12 protein-coding genes are annotated in these 13,816 nt (G+C 70.7%); 4 read left to right on the top strand and 8 right to left on the bottom strand.

From position 1 onward, the window contains the following. Window positions 1–105 precede the first annotated feature (105 nt). The 4 genes from ABZ321_RS30260 to mmsA form a co-directional block, all read right to left on the bottom strand. Window positions 106–1,287 carry an ROK family protein gene (locus ABZ321_RS30260; RefSeq protein ID WP_354897496.1) on the bottom strand — a complete coding sequence of 394 codons (1,182 nt, stop codon included), beginning with the start codon at window positions 1,285–1,287 and terminating at the stop codon, window positions 106–108. Window positions 1,288–1,401: 114 nt separating this feature from the next. Then, window positions 1,402–2,514: a sugar-binding protein gene (locus ABZ321_RS30255; protein WP_344504089.1), complete on the bottom strand. Its 1,113-nt coding sequence runs from the start codon at window positions 2,512–2,514 to the stop codon at window positions 1,402–1,404. A 56-nt stretch (window positions 2,515–2,570) separates the two neighbouring features. Continuing rightward, window positions 2,571–3,869: a multiple monosaccharide ABC transporter permease gene (gene mmsB, locus ABZ321_RS30250; protein ID WP_344504088.1), complete on the bottom strand. Its 1,299-nt coding sequence runs from the start codon at window positions 3,867–3,869 to the stop codon at window positions 2,571–2,573. Beyond that, window positions 3,866–5,434: a multiple monosaccharide ABC transporter ATP-binding protein gene (gene mmsA / locus ABZ321_RS30245; RefSeq protein ID WP_344504087.1), complete on the bottom strand. Its 1,569-nt coding sequence runs from the start codon at window positions 5,432–5,434 to the stop codon at window positions 3,866–3,868. The genes mmsB and mmsA overlap by 4 nt, the downstream gene beginning before the upstream one ends. A gap of 243 nt (window positions 5,435–5,677) precedes the next feature. Here mmsA and ABZ321_RS30240 point away from each other — a divergent pair, with 243 nt between their 5' ends. Then, a complete protein-coding gene (locus tag ABZ321_RS30240; protein ID WP_354897491.1) occupies window positions 5,678–7,066 on the top strand; it encodes an ROK family transcriptional regulator in 1,389 nt (462 codons plus the stop codon). A gap of 2 nt (window positions 7,067–7,068) precedes the next feature. Continuing rightward, window positions 7,069–8,439, top strand: a complete 1,371-nt coding sequence (locus ABZ321_RS30235; protein WP_344504085.1) for a hypothetical protein — start codon at window positions 7,069–7,071, stop codon at window positions 8,437–8,439. Here the strand turns inward: ABZ321_RS30235 and ABZ321_RS30230 are convergent. Further along, a complete protein-coding gene (locus tag ABZ321_RS30230) occupies window positions 8,403–9,368 on the bottom strand; it encodes a helix-turn-helix domain-containing protein (protein ID WP_344504084.1) in 966 nt (321 codons plus the stop codon). The genes ABZ321_RS30235 and ABZ321_RS30230 overlap by 37 nt on opposite strands. An 89-nt stretch (window positions 9,369–9,457) precedes the next feature. On the opposite strand from ABZ321_RS30230, the gene ABZ321_RS30225 reads away from it, so the two are divergent. Further along, window positions 9,458–10,405 (top strand): NADP-dependent oxidoreductase, encoded by a 948-nt coding sequence (locus ABZ321_RS30225; protein ID WP_354897488.1) that lies wholly within the window; start codon window positions 9,458–9,460, stop codon window positions 10,403–10,405. A gap of 228 nt (window positions 10,406–10,633) precedes the next feature. Here ABZ321_RS30225 and ABZ321_RS30220 read toward each other — a convergent pair whose 3' ends face one another. The 3 genes from ABZ321_RS30220 to ABZ321_RS30210 all read right to left on the bottom strand — a co-directional run bounded on the left by ABZ321_RS30220 (window position 10,634) and on the right by ABZ321_RS30210 (window position 12,875). After that, the gene (locus ABZ321_RS30220) at window positions 10,634–11,113 is read right to left on the bottom strand and encodes a hypothetical protein (RefSeq protein WP_354897485.1); all 480 of its coding nucleotides are present in this window, start codon (window positions 11,111–11,113) and stop codon (window positions 10,634–10,636) included. Window positions 11,114–11,612: 499 nt separating this feature from the next. Beyond that, window positions 11,613–12,113 (bottom strand): hypothetical protein, encoded by a 501-nt coding sequence (locus tag ABZ321_RS30215; protein ID WP_354897482.1) that lies wholly within the window; start codon window positions 12,111–12,113, stop codon window positions 11,613–11,615. Between the two features lie 360 nt (window positions 12,114–12,473). Continuing rightward, window positions 12,474–12,875 (bottom strand): hypothetical protein, encoded by a 402-nt coding sequence (locus ABZ321_RS30210; RefSeq protein WP_344504080.1) that lies wholly within the window; start codon window positions 12,873–12,875, stop codon window positions 12,474–12,476. A 98-nt stretch (window positions 12,876–12,973) separates the two neighbouring features. On the opposite strand from ABZ321_RS30210, the gene ABZ321_RS30205 reads away from it, so the two are divergent. Further along, window positions 12,974–13,786: an alpha/beta fold hydrolase gene (locus tag ABZ321_RS30205; protein ID WP_344504079.1), complete on the top strand. Its 813-nt coding sequence runs from the start codon at window positions 12,974–12,976 to the stop codon at window positions 13,784–13,786. Window positions 13,787–13,816: the final 30 nt, after the last annotated feature.

Below are 13,816 nucleotides of genomic sequence, written 5' to 3'. Positions count from 1 at the left end.
TGTCCGGCGAGGGAGTCGTACAGGCGCCGGTTGAGCCGGAACGCCAGCCAGTGGTCGGCCCGGTCGCCGGCCCGCAGCCCTCACGTCCGCGGCGCCTTCCGGAGGTCAGGTCTCGGCGGTTTCCAGGGGGTCGGCGAGGAGGCGCTCGAAGGCGAGCTCGGCCGCGCCGACCAGCGGGGCGTCGTCCCCGAGCAGCGGCGTCCGCAGCCGTACGTGCTCCCGGCAGGCCGGCAGCGACATCGTCGAGAGGCGGCTCCGGACGTGGGCGGCGCCCGTCAGGTACAGCTCCCGCAGCGCGCCGCCGAAGACGACCGCCGTCGGGTTGAAGACGTTGACCAGGTTGGCGACCCCGAAGCCGAGCCAGTCCGCGGCCTGGCGCACCGCGGCGCGCGCGGGCGGGTCGCCGCGCCGGGCCGCCTCGACGGCCGCGAGGACGCCGGCGCGGTCCAGCGGCACGTGCTGGGCGATCTCGGTCTCCCAGCAGCCCCGCGAGCCGCAGCCGCAGTCGCGGCCCTGCGGGTTGACGACCATGTGCCCGACCTCGCCGCCGTGACCGCCATGGCCGGTGACGCGCCGCCCGCCGGCGATGATCCCGGCGCTGATGCCGGCGTCGCCGTGCAGGTAGACGACGTTGTCGAGGCCGACAGCGGCGCCCCGGGTGTGCTCGGCGAGCGCGGCGAGGTCGGCCACGTTGCCGACGAGCGGCTCCCTGTCCAGACCCAGCTCCGACCACCCGTCGAGGTCGGACCCGAGCCGCGCCCCGGCGGGCAGCATGCGGACGGTGCCGTCGGCGTGGCGCATCATGCGGGACACGGCGATGCCGCTGCCGACGAAGACGGCGCCGCCGGGCCCTGACGCCGACACCGTGCGCTGCATGTCGCGGACGAACCCGGCGAGCGTCGCGACGGTGTCGCGGACCGCCGTGCCGTGCGGGCGGGGCAGCTCGCGGCTGTCGAGGACCTTGCCGCCGAGCCCGACCCGCGCCGCGCGCAGCCGGTCGACCTCGATGCTCATCGCGTAGCCGTACACCCACGACGACCTCGGCCGCACGACCAGCGACGGCCGACCGGCCCGGCCGGTCTCCTGCGGCACGCCCTCGTCGATGAGCCCGGCGCCGGCGAGGTCCGCGGTGAGGGCGCCGATGGTACTGCGGTTGAGACCGAGCTGGTTGGTCAGCTCGGCGCGGGACGTGTCGCCGCTGACGTGCACGTATCGCAGCAGCGCGCCCAGGTTCTGGCGGCGGACCGAGTCCTGGGTCGGGGTGCTCCGCTGGGGGCTCGTGGACACGGATCGCTCCTTCGCTCCCTAGAGCGGCCGTGGGCCCCCGGAACCGTGTTCCGGGGGCCCACGACGGTGAGTTGCCTCGTACTACCTGATCGCTGTGTTAGCGGATCGCTCGAGTTACTTGGTGAGCGGGGACAGCTTCGGGTCGTTGGCGTACGCCTCGGCGGCGTTGGCCTTGGTCACGATCACCGGCGGGAGCAGGTAGGACGGGACGACCTTGACGCCGTTGTTGTAGGACTTGGTGTCGTTGATGGTCGGCTCGTTACCGGCCTGCAGCGCCTTCACCATGTTGATGGTCTCGGCGACCAGCTTGCGGGTGTCCTTGTTGATCGTGGAGTACTGCTCGCCAGCCATGATCGACTTGACCGACTCGACCTCGGAGTCCTGGCCGGTGACGACCGGGATCGGCTTGTTGGCGGCCTTCACCGAGGTGATGATCGCGCGGGCCAGGGTGTCGTTCGGGGAGAGCACGCCGTCGAGGGTCTTGCCGGCGGTGTAGGTCGAGGTCAGCAGGGAGTCCATGCGCTGCTGCGCACCCTCGGCCTTCCAGCCCTGGATCGCGGTCTGCTTGACGTCCTTCTGGCCGGAGCCGACGATGACGTCACCCTTGTCGATGAGCGGCTTGAGCACGTCCATCGCGCCGTTGAAGAACACACCGGCGTTGTTGTCGTCCGGCGAGCCGGAGAACAGCTCGACGGTCCACGGGCCGGTCGCCTTCTTGGCCTTCATGCCGTCCAGCAGGGCCTGGCCCTGGAGCTGGCCGACCTTGAAGTTGTCGAACGCGATGTAGTAGTCCAGGTCCGGCGTCTGGGTGATGAGGCGGTCGTACGCGACGACCTTGATGCCGGCGTCGTGGGCGGCCTTGACCTGGGTCGACAGCTGCGCGGCGTCGGTCGCGCCGATGACGATGACCTTCGCGCCCTTGGTGACCATGGCGGAGATCTGCGCCTGCTGGTCCGCGACCGTGGTCGAGGCACCGGCGTACTGCACGTCGGACTTGAAGCCGGCGTCCTTGAGGCCGTTGGTGAACAGGTCACCGGCGAGCACCCAGTTCTCCGACGTCTTCGACGGCAGCGCGACACCGATCAGCGAGTCGGCGGCGAAGCCCTTGGCGGCGGCACCGCTCGGGCTGCTGCTGCCCTCGCGCTCCGAGTCGCCACAGGCGGCGGTGCCGAGTGCGAGCAGAGCGACCGCGCTGACGGCGAGGCTCCTGGTGAGGAACTTGCGCATGTTTCGGATTGCCTTTCTTCGGATGGGAGGTGCGGGTGTTGGGGCGGGACAGGGCGTCAGCCGGCCACCGGGGTCTTGGCGGCCTCTTGTCCGGTTCCGGATGGTGCGGACGGACCTCCGGTTGACTCCCGGCGGAAGGGTTTGCTCAACGATCCGATGATCGAGAAGCGACCCTGGCTCTTGTTGTAGACGTCGAACGCGACGGCGGCGAGCAGGAACAGACCCTTGATGATCTGGGTCTTGTCGGCGCCGGTGCCGAGCAGCTGGAGGCCGTTGGTGAGGAAGGCCATGACCAGACCGCCGACGATCGAACCGCTGATGGTGCCGAGGCCGCCGGAGACCGCCGCGCCGCCGATGAAGACGGCCGCGATGGCGTCCAGCTCCCAGCTGAGGCCGTCCTGCGGGCCGGAGGCGCCGGAACGGGCCACGAAGATCATGCCGGCCAGTGCGGCGAGGACCGACATGTTGAACATGACAAAGAAGTTGACCCGCTTGAGCTTCACGCCCGACAGCTCCGCGGCGCGGGAGTTGCCGCCCACCGCGTAGATGTAGCGGCCGCCGGCCGTGTTGCGGGTGTAGAAGGAGTACCAGAGGATCAGGACCGCCAGGATGATGCCGGAGATCGGGAAGCTGGTGCCCACCCGGCCGCCGGCGAAGCGCAGCGTGGCGAAGATGATCACGCCGAGCATGACCGCCAGGCGGATGGCCGACACCCAGATCGGGGTCGGGTCCGCGTTCATCGCGAAGCGCACCTGCCGGGCCCGGTACTCCCGGTAGACCACGGCGAGGCAGGCGGCCAGGCCGAGCAGCAATGTCAGGTTGTTGTACCCGGTGTCGGGCCCGACCTCGGGCAGGTAGCCCGCGCCGATCTCCTTGAAGGCCGCCGGCACCGGCACCGAGTCGGCGTTGCCGATGTACTGGTTGCCGCCGCGGAACAGCAGCATGCCGGCGAGCGTGACGATGAAGGCCGGCACGCCGATGTAGGCGACCCAGAAGCCGTGCCACGCCCCGACGATCGCGCCGACGCCGAGGCCGAAGAGGATCGCCGCCCACCAGGGCAGGTCCCACTCCTTCATGACCTTCGCCACGATGATGCCGACGAAGGCGGCGACCGATCCGACGGACAGGTCGATGTGACCGGCCACGATGACCATCAGCATGCCGATGGCCAGGATCAGGATGTACGAGCCCTGGAGGACGACGTTGATCAGGTTGCCGGACGTGAGGGTCAGGCCGTCGGTCTTGAACTGGAAGAACAGGATGGTCGCCAGGAGCGCGAAGATCATCCCGAACTGCCGGGCGTTGGAGGTCGAGCCTCCGAAGAGGTTCTTCTGCAGGTCTTTGAATCGGCTCATGACGTCGGCATCTTCTTCATGGTCGGCGCGGTCTTCGCGGAGGTCATCTGCTTCATGAGGAGTTCCGGGTTGGCGTCGCGGCGTTCGATGTTGCCGGTGATGGTGCCCTCGAACACGGTGTAGATGCGGTCGCACAGGCCGATCAGCTCGGGCAGCTCGGACGAGATGACGATGACGCCCTTACCCTGGTCGGCGAGCTGCTGGATGATCCCGTAGATCTCGTACTTGGCGCCCACGTCGATGCCGCGGGTCGGCTCGTCGAGGATCAGCAGGTCCGGGTCGGTGAACATCCACTTCGCCAGGACGACCTTCTGCTGGTTGCCGCCGGAGAGCTTGGTGACGCCCTCGTCGACCGTCGGGGTCTTGACCCGCAGGCTCTTGCGGTAGGCCTCGGCGGCGGAGTGCTCCTTGATCGGGTCGAGCACGCCGTTGCGGGAGATCTTCGACAACTTGGCCGCGACCATCGACGTCTTGATGTCGTCGAGGAGGTTGAGCCCGACCGCCTTGCGGTCCTCGCTGACATACGCAAGGCCCGCCTTGATGGCCTCGGAGACCGACTTGAGCTCGATCTCCTTGCCGTCCTTGAAGATGTGCCCCGACAGCCAGGTCCCATAGGACCGGCCGAAGATGCTCATCGCGAGCTCCGTGCGGCCGGCACCCATCAGGCCGGCGAAGCCGACGATCTCGCCGCGCCGGACGTTGAAGGCCGAGTTCTTGCACACGAGGCGCTCGGCGGAGATCGGGTGCCGGACCGTCCAGTCGCGGACCTCGAAGAACACCTCGCCGATCTTCGGCGTGTGGTCGGGGAAGCGGCTGTTGAGGTCGCGGCCCACCATGCCCCGCACGATCCGGTCCTCGTTGACCCCGTCGCCCTTGACGTCGAGGCTCTCGATGGTCTTGCCGTCGCGCAGGATCGTGATGGTGTCGGCGATCGCCTCGATCTCGTTGAGCTTGTGCGAGATCATGATCGAGGTGATGCCCCGCTCCTTGAACCCTGTGAGCAGGTCCAGCAGGTGCTGGGAGTCGTTCTGGTTGAGCGCGGCGGTCGGCTCGTCGAGGATCAGCAGCCGCACCTCCTTGGCGAACGCCTTCGCGATCTCCACGAGCTGCTGCTTGCCGACGCCGATGTCCTTGATGAGGGTGTCGGGGTCTTCCTTGAGGCCGACCAGCGCCATCAGCTCGTAGGCCTTCTTGTTGGCGGCCTGCCAGTCGATCGCACCGAACTTCTTCGGCTCGTTGCCCAGGAACAGGTTCTCGGTGATCGACATGCCCGGGACGAGGGCGAGCTCCTGGTGGATGATCACGATGCCGGCGTGCTCGCTGGACCGGATGTCCGGGAAGCGGACCTGGTTGCCCTGGTAGAAGATGTCGCCGTCGTAGGACCCATACGGGTAGACGCCGCTGAGCACCTTCATCAGAGTGGACTTGCCGGCACCGTTCTCGCCGCAGATGGCGTGGATCTCGCCGGACCGGACCACCAGGTTGACGTCCGACAACGCCTTGACGCCGGGGAACTCCTTGGTGATCGACCGCATCTCCAGCAAGACCGGAGCGCTGCTCGTCATGTTGCCTCCGGGGGAACGCCAGTTGGCACATTTGTTGTGGCGACCAACTTATTTCAGATCGCAGACTTTGCAAAGCCGCCAGCTGGACTGGTTGGTAACAATCCGGTAATGACGCTGCCTCGCGAGGCACGGTCTCGTGTCTGGGCGGTGAGCTGCGTGTGTCCGAGCGTAAATCAAATTGTTTTACAAAGTCAACGTCCTGGGAGAGGATGTGATGAGCAACGGGTGCGAAGGCGGTAACGGGTGCGACAGGTAGGGACCAACCTCCCTAAAGTAGGGCAATACAACCGAGCTGTGGTGCTGGATCAGATTCAGTTAGCCGACGGCGTCAGCCGTGTGGAGATCGCGCAGCACACCGGCCTGACCCCGCAGACCGTCTCCGGCATCGTCCGCCGGCTGATCGACGAGGGCATCGTCCACGAGGACGGCGCCCGCAGCTCCAGCGGTGGCAAGCCCCGCACCGTCCTGCGCATCAACGCCGACGCCGGCCGCGCCGTCGGCCTGCACTTCGACCCGGTCGAGCTCGCCGCGGTCGTCGTCGACCTCCTCGGCCGCCCCCTGGTCACCGCCCGCCGCCCCACCCCGCGCCCCGCCGACCCGGCCGTGGTGACCGCCGCGATGGCCGAGCTCGTCGACGAGGTCCTGCGGGAGGCCGGCGTCGAGCGCGACCGGGTCCTCGGCCTCGGCCTCGCCGCCCCCGGCCCCATCGACCAGCACGTCGGAATGGTCATCTCACCGCCGCAGCTGGCCAACTGGACCCGCGTGCCCATCAAGGAGATGCTCGCGACCGCCACCGGCCTCGACGTCACGCTCGACAACGACGCGACCGCCGCCGCCGTCGGCGAGCGCTGGGCCGGCGCGGGCCGCGGCGTCGCCAACTTCGCCTACTTCCACCTCGGCACCGGCGTCGGCGGCGGCCTCGTCCTCGGCCACCAGGTCTTCCGCGGCGGTTCGATGAACGCCGCCGAGTTCGGCCACACGACCGTCGCCGACGACGGGCCCGGCTGTTACTGCGGTAACCGCGGCTGCCTGGAGAGCCTGGTCAACCCGCCCGCGATCGTCGCCGCCGCCCACCGCCTCCTCGCCGCTTCCCCGGCCGCCGTTTCGTCGTCCGCGACCGCCCCGGTTGCCGGGTCATCGCTCGCTGCCGATCCGGTCGCCAAGGCGTCGCTCACTGCCGCTTCGGTTGGCAGGGCGTCGCCCGTTGCCGCTGCGGTGGTTGAGCCGCCGCCGGTTGCCGGGGCGCCTGAGTCGGCGCTCGCCGCCGCGTTCCGTGCCGACCCGTCCACCGTCGATCATCCGGCGATCTGCCTCGCCGCCGCCGCGGGCGACCCCCTGGCCGTCTCCGTCATCGACGCCGCCGCCGAGCACCTCGCCACCGTCGTCGTCAACGTCGTCAACATCATCGACGTCGACCTGGTCATCCTCGGCGGTCACGGCATCCGCCACGTCGAGGACCGCTTCCGCGACGCCGTCGTCCGCGCCCTCGCCACCCGTCCCCTGGCCCGTCACATCCGCGTCGTCGACGTCGCGCTGTCCCCCCTCGGCGTCGACTCCGCCGTCGTGGGCGGTGCGGCGCTGGTCCTGCACGCGACCTTCTCCCCGCAGGTCTCCGCCCTGCTTTCGGAGTGACCATGGGCTGGTTCGACCTGCGCACCCTGCCCGCGTACGCGTGGGTCTTCGACCTCGTCTCCGCCGACCCCGCCGTCAGGGCCGCCGCGGTGGAACGCCATGTCGCGCTGCTCTGGCGGCGCTACGAGTCCCACCCGACCGGCACCCTCGCCGACCCGGTCGCCGCGTACGCCGCGTACCCGACCGACCTGACCGCCGGCGAGCTGCGCGCGCTCGAGCCGTACGCGCTGCTGTTCGTACAGTGGCGGCGGCAGTTCCCGGCCGAGTGGCGCCGGGTGGTGCCCCGCTTGCCGCGCGGCAGCTGGCCCGACGACGCGTTCATCCGCCACGGCGTGTCCGAGCGGGCCCGGGCCGTGCTGGAGGATCTGGTGCTCGACGCCGTCCACGCCGGCACCGGTTCGCGCCAACCCAGATCCGGACGCCATCCCGTCAGGCTGGCTCGGTTCCTCGACGGCCCGTCGCTGCGGGACCGGCTGCGGATCGGGGCCGGCTCGCCCGACCAGGCCGTCCGGCTCCGCGCCGGCTATCTGCTGTGGCTGATCGACCACCCCCGCGAGAGCCTGACGACCCGCTCGTGGCGCCGCTGGCGCCGCACGCACGGCGTGCCGATCACCCACCCACGGCCCGCCGCCGACCTCGCCGCGCTGCCGCCGGCCGTCGCTGCGGCGGAGCTCGCCGGCCTGGGCACGGCACGGCTGACCGCGGTGTTCGAGGCCCTCGAACCGGCCCCGGCCGCTCGGATCGTCGCGGCCTTGCTGTCCGCCCCTCCCCCGGCGCCGGCGGAGGCCGATGCTGCCGTGCCGGATGTCGCCGCGCTGGCCGGTGCGGTCGCCGCCATGGATCCGCGGTCGGCGGCCTGGATGTTCAACGCGATGCCGGAGCCGCTTGCCGCCCGCCTGCTCGCCGCCATGCCACCCGCGGCGGCCGCCGCCAGGTTCCCCCGCCCGAAACGGACGGAAATCCTGCTGCTGATGGATTTCGGGGACGCCGTGGCGCGGCTCGCGGCGATGACACCCCTGCGGGCCGCCCAGCAATTGCGGTGGCGACCGCCTGACGTCACCGCCCGGTTCCTGACCGCGCTGGCTCCGGACGCCGCGGCGCTGGTGCTCGCGGCCCTGCCCAACGGATGGCCGGACGACGACCTCGTTACCGTTCTCCCCGCCGGCTACGTCGCCGATCTGCTGACCCGGATGCCACCACGTGACCGGGAGCGCATCCGGTGGGTCGTCGAGACGCAGCAGTTCCGTACCGCCGCCGCCGATGCCATCGCGTCGGAGGCGGCGGCTCCCTCGGTCGCGGCTTCCGAGGCTGCGGCTTCTGCGGCCGATGCGTCGGGTCAGGCCGGTGCGGAAGCGCGGAACGTGTTGCGGTAGGCCATGGGCGGGACGCCGATGGCGCCGGCGAGGTGCTGGCGCATGGAGGCGGCGGTGCCGAAGCCCGACTCCGCGGCGACCCGGTCGACCGGCAGGTCGGTCGTCTCCAGCAGGCGCCTGGCGTGCTCCACCCGCTGGCGGGTCAGCCACTGCCCCGACGTCATGCCGACCTCCTCGCGGAACCGGCGGGAGAACGTCCGCACGCTCATCCTCGCGTGCGCCGCCAGCTCGGCCAGGGAGATCGGGCGGTCGAGGCGGCCGAGGGCCCACTGCCGGGTCGCCGCCGTCGTCGCCGTGGACGGAGCCGGGACCGGCCGGTCGATGTACTGCGCCTGCCCGCCCTCCCGCCACGGTGGCACGACGCAGAGCCGGGCGACCCGGTTGGCGACCGCGCTGCCGTGGTCCCGCCGGATCAGGTGCAGGCACACGTCGATCCCCGAGGCGGCACCGGCCGCCGTCAACACGTCGCCGTCGTCGATGAACAGTACAGACGCGTCGACGTCGATCTGAGGGAACGTGCGCTGGAAGTGCTCGGCGTCGTTCCAGTGCGTGGTGGCCCGGCGGCCGTCGAGCAGCCCCGCCGCGGCCAGCACATAGGAGGCGGTGCAGATCGACACGATCCTCGTCCCGGGACGCCGCCGTCGCAGCGCCGCGGCCAGTGGAGCGGGCAGCCAGTCGCGGGGCCCGTCGGGCGCGCACACGAACGGCGGCACGACCAGCGTGTCGGCGGTGTCGATCGCGGACGCGTCGTGCTGGACGGCGACGTCGAAGTCGTAGCCCGTGCGGACCGGGGCGCCGTCGAGGCTGCACGTCACCACCTCGTACAGCAGCGGCCCGGCGGTGCCGAAGATCCTGCTCGGAATGCTCAGCTCGAACGGATACACCCCGTCCAGGGCAAGGACGACGACCCGATGCACGGTGGCTGCCATGGCCAGATCTTTGCACATACTGGCAATGTGGCCACTCGAAAGCGGCACCCGTCACGGCGACGCTGAACGCACACACGTCGTTCGAACAGATGGGAAGCAACAAGATGCGCGCGATCGGTCAAGACGGGTTCGGCGGTCCCGAGGTGCTGCGGGTCGTGGAGGTGGACCGCCCCCAGCCGGGGATCTCGGAGGTCCTCGTCCGCGTCCACGCGACCGCGGTGAACCCCACCGACCTGTGGCACCGCACGACCGGCGGCCTGCTCGGCACCACGGTCCGGCTCGGCTGGGACGTGTCCGGCGTCGTCGAGGAGACCGGCCTCGGCGTGACCTGGCTGCGCCCGGGCGACGAGGTGTTCGGCATGCCACGCCTGCCGGAGGCGGCGGGCACGTACGCGGACTTCGTGACATCACCGGCACGGCACCTGGCCCGCAAGCCGGCCCGACTGTCCCATGTGGAGGCCGCGGGCCTCGGCCTGGCCGGCCTGACCGCGTGGCAGGCGGTCGTCGACACCGCAGACATCCAGCCGGGCCAACGGGTCCTGATCCACGCGGCCGCCGGCGGCGTCGGCCACCTCGCGGTGCAGATCGCGAAGTCCCGCGGAGCGCACGTCATCGGCACCGCCAGCCCCGCCAAGCACGACCTGCTCCGCGACCTCGGCGCGGACGAGGTGATCGACTACACCGCGGTCAAGTTCGAGGACGCCGCCACCGACCTGGACGCCGTGATCGACCCGATCGGCGGCGAGTACGGCCCCCGCTCCCTCAGCACCCTGCGCCCCGGCGGCATCCTGGTGTCCCTCGCCTCGCCCGCCGAGGCGTACCTGGCGGACGAGGCCCGGCAGCAGGGCCGCCGGGCCGGATTCCTGCTCGTGCAGCCCGACCACGCTGGGCTGCGGTCACTCGCGGACCTGGTCGACAAGGGCGAGCTGCGGGTCGTGGTCGACACCGTCCTGCCGCTGGAGGAGGTCGCACGCGCCCACGAACTCGTCGCGACCGGCCGCTCAGCCGGAAAGGTCGTCCTCACCGTCGCCCACTGAGCCGCCGCCTGTTAGCTGCTGACGGTGGCTTGACCGGCCGACAGTCTGCCTCGCCGCTGGCCGGCTGCGCACGCCCTTCCTGGACCGGGCCGTGTTCAAGTCGCCGTCGGCCCGCGAATCCACATCGCCGGCCAACCCGTCGTGGGCCCGCAAAGCCACCGTCGGCGGCTAACCCCGTCGGCGGCGGCTGACCCGTCGTCGGTCGCTTCCTGGTTCATGAACAACCCCCTATTGGCTGGAGGCCCATAGGACGATGGCGCCGGGGTGCGTGGTCTGACGGGGTTCCACGAACTCCGTGGTCGGGTGTAGTGAGAGACAGTGATCCGCCCAGGTGAAGACGCCGCGGACCGGGCGGCAGCCGGAGGCACCCTCGGTGTTACCGATCATCGGCCAGCCCTGGTCACGCAGGGCTGCTGCGGTGAGGGTCATGACCTCCGGGTTCGGCGCGCCGTGGCGGCTCCATACCTCGTACAGGCGCAGGCACGGGACGTGGACGCCGAGGCAGCTGGGGGCGAGCTGGTGGACGTTCAGCTCGTCGGGCAGCGACAAGAAGTCGGCGTCGCGGACCCCCGTCCTCGGTGGGCCGCCTGACGGATTGAGCGGGATGACGAAGAACGAGAGCTGATAGCAGCAGGTGAGGAATACCGCCGCGGTCGCGAGCATCGGGATCGCCAGCAGGCGCCACCAGCCGGGGACCCGCATGCGCATGCCGGGGAGCATCGCACAACATCGAGCACCACATGCGGCGGCGAAGATGTCTCCGGGGCTTGGCGACACCTCACCTGGCGAGGTGTCGCCAAGCCCCGGAGACGAGCGAGACAGCCCTTAAGCCGTCGCTGCCTAACCGTCGCTGGGTTAGCCGTCGCTGGCTAAGGCGTCGGCGGCCAGCTAACCGGCAGGCTCGTCGTCGGCAGGCGGACTGCCGGCGCCGACCCCGTCGCTGACTGCGTCGCGCGTCAGGCCGCGCGCCCGCTACGTCGCCCGCGCCTGCTACGTCGCCCGCGCCCGTTGGGTCGTCCTCGCTGGCGGCGGTTCCTGAACCACTCCCGAGCCGCGGACTCGTCGGCCGGCGACTCGTTGAGGAGACCGATGCCCGTGACGTGTTCCGACCCTCACACGGTAACACCGGCCACCAAATCGTAGTTTCGGCGCGGAGCGGGCTCACTACGCATCGTAGTACGTGGTCGTGGTGTTGGCGAATCGTAGGTCAGCAGCCCTTGATGCGGGAGGCGCAGCGGTCGGCGGCGGCGTTTGCGAGGGTTGTGACCATGCCGGCGGGGGTGGTGCCGACGGTCATGTCGTTGAGCCACAGCACGAACTCGCCGCGGCGGACGGCGACGATGTCGGCGGTGACCGCGATGCCGAAGTCGGTGTCGCCGGTCATGCGTACCCCGAAGGCGCTCTGGCCGAGTGTCGGCGGCACCTCGGTGGGCGCGAGCGTGAAGCGGACCGTGATCCCGGCGAGCTCCTGGCTGAACGACTTGCACGTGGTGACCGCGGCGGCGAGCCGGTCCATCGCCGTCGCGGCGCCGCCGGTCGGGAAGTGCACGAGCGCGTGCGTCAGGTACGGGCCGACGGCGCCCTTGCTGTACGTGACGGCGGCGGCCGTCGTGCCGTCGCCGGTCACCGGGTCCAGCGAGGGGCAGCCGGGAAAGTTGCCGCCGAGCGTGACCGCGCCGTTGTCGTTGGTGGCCGCGGCGATCGGCACGAACCCGTCGGGCAGGTCCGCCGCGGTCAGCAGCGCGGGCCGAAGATCCTCCGAAGCGGCAGCCGAAGCCGAAACTGAAGGAGACGAAGCCGAAGGAGACGAAGGCGAAGGAGACGAAGGCGCCGAACCCGACGAAGGCGAAACCGCCGGAGGCACAGCCGGAGACGGGGAAGCCGCAGGGGGAACAGGAACGAGTGCGGTGGCGGGCGCGGAGAGTGCCGGGGCACCGGTCACCGCGAGGGCGGCCAGAGCGCCCACCAGCCTGTGAACCATCCTCATCAACCCGACGCTACGGACGCCAAACCGCATATATGCGGTTTTACCCGATATTTACGCCACTAGGGCCGAGCAACAACGACCTCACGCCCCGAGCTGGCCGAACGTCGTGTCCGCCTCGTCGTCGATCAGGAACCCGGGCCCCAGACGCCTGGCGACCGCACGTGCGTCCACCGACATCCACCGCTGCATGCTCACATGCGCCGGGTCCGCGATGTGGTACCGGCAGCTGCCGCCCCACCAGCCCGGCTCATACGACACGACGTCGACGAGCCGCCCCGAGAACGGGAACCTCGCCCGCACCTGCTGCGGGATCGTGCAGCCGTAGTCCTCGAAGTACGGCTGCACGGTCAGCATCGCCAGCAGCCGCCCGCCGTCCTCCCGCCAGGCCCGTAACCGTCCGGTGTGCTGGTGCGTGCCGTTCTGCCGGGTCTGCTCCCGATAGTTCCAGAACGCTTCATCGTGTACGAGTTGCGACGCCGCCATGCGTGCATTGTGTCGATGTGACATCTGTCTATCGCCCGTCGTTGGACACCGTTGGACAACTCGCTGCGCGGCGGCCGCCGGGTGCTAGCGTCCGCACGATGACGACGCCACCGTACGCCGGCACGCCCGCGGTCAGCTTCACCAGCGGCGGCGAGCGCCTCGCCGGCGTCCTGCACCTGCCCGCCGGGGACGGTCCGCACCCGGTCGTCGTGCTCCTGCACGGCTTCCCGGGCAACGAGCGCAACTTCGACCTCGCGCAGGCGCTGCGCCGGGCGGGCTACGCGGCGCTCGTCTTCCACTACCGCGGCTCGTGGGGCATGGGCGGCGACTACTCGTGGCGGCACGTCCTGGAGGACTCCGCCGCGGTCGTGGCCGCCGTCCGCGAGGAGGCGTTCGCGGCCACGCACCGCCTGGATCCGTCGCGGGTCGCGGTCGCCGGCCACAGCCTCGGCGGGTTCGCGGCGCTGATGACCGCCGCCGCCGACCCCGCCGTCCGCGCGACCGTGTCCGTCGCCGGGTTCGACGTCGGCACCGCGGCGCAGCTGTGCGCGGATCCGGTGGTGCGGGCCGAGTGCGTGGAGGCGCTCGGCAGCGACCTGCTTCCGCTGCGCGGCACCAGCGGCGAGGCCCTCGTGCGCGAGATGACCGCCGCCGGTCCCGCCTGGCGCCTGGCCGGCCTCGCCCCCGCGTTCGAGGGCCGCCCGGTCCTGCTGATCGGCACCGGCCGCGACCCCGTCACCCCGCACGAGGTGCACCATGTGCCGCTGGTTCGCGCGTACGAGCAGCGGCCGCACATCCTCCTCGAGCACACGCTCTTCCCGACCGACCACGCGCTCTCCGACCACCGCCTGGAGCTCGCCGGCACCGTCACCGCCTTCCTCGACCGCCACCTCGCCCCGCCGGCCCGATGACAGTCGTTGCGCGAACGCCGTCAGCAAGGC

This window comes from Dactylosporangium sp. NPDC006015 (assembly GCF_040614215.1).
Classification (GTDB): Bacteria; Actinomycetota; Actinomycetes; order Mycobacteriales; family Micromonosporaceae; genus Dactylosporangium; species Dactylosporangium maewongense.
This window is presented reverse-complemented; position numbering and strand designations above follow the sequence as displayed.

What these genes read in the sequence shown, in the direction of transcription:
- ABZ321_RS30255 (WP_344504089.1), bottom strand. Translation starts at nt 2,514, where the DNA reads ATGCGCAAGTTCCTCACCAGGAGCCTCGCCGTCAGCGCGGTCGCTCTG.
- mmsB (WP_344504088.1), bottom strand. Translation starts at nt 3,869, where the DNA reads ATGAGCCGATTCAAAGACCTGCAGAAGAACCTCTTCGGAGGCTCGACC.
- mmsA (WP_344504087.1), bottom strand. Translation starts at nt 5,434, where the DNA reads ATGACGAGCAGCGCTCCGGTCTTGCTGGAGATGCGGTCGATCACCAAG.
- ABZ321_RS30235 (WP_344504085.1), top strand. Translation starts at nt 7,069, where the DNA reads ATGGGCTGGTTCGACCTGCGCACCCTGCCCGCGTACGCGTGGGTCTTC.
- ABZ321_RS30230 (WP_344504084.1), bottom strand. Translation starts at nt 9,368, where the DNA reads ATGGCAGCCACCGTGCATCGGGTCGTCGTCCTTGCCCTGGACGGGGTG.
- ABZ321_RS30225 (WP_354897488.1), top strand. Translation starts at nt 9,458, where the DNA reads ATGGGAAGCAACAAGATGCGCGCGATCGGTCAAGACGGGTTCGGCGGT.
- ABZ321_RS30220 (WP_354897485.1), bottom strand. Translation starts at nt 11,113, where the DNA reads ATGCGCATGCGGGTCCCCGGCTGGTGGCGCCTGCTGGCGATCCCGATG.
- ABZ321_RS30210 (WP_344504080.1), bottom strand. Translation starts at nt 12,875, where the DNA reads ATGGCGGCGTCGCAACTCGTACACGATGAAGCGTTCTGGAACTATCGG.
- ABZ321_RS30205 (WP_344504079.1), top strand. Translation starts at nt 12,974, where the DNA reads ATGACGACGCCACCGTACGCCGGCACGCCCGCGGTCAGCTTCACCAGC.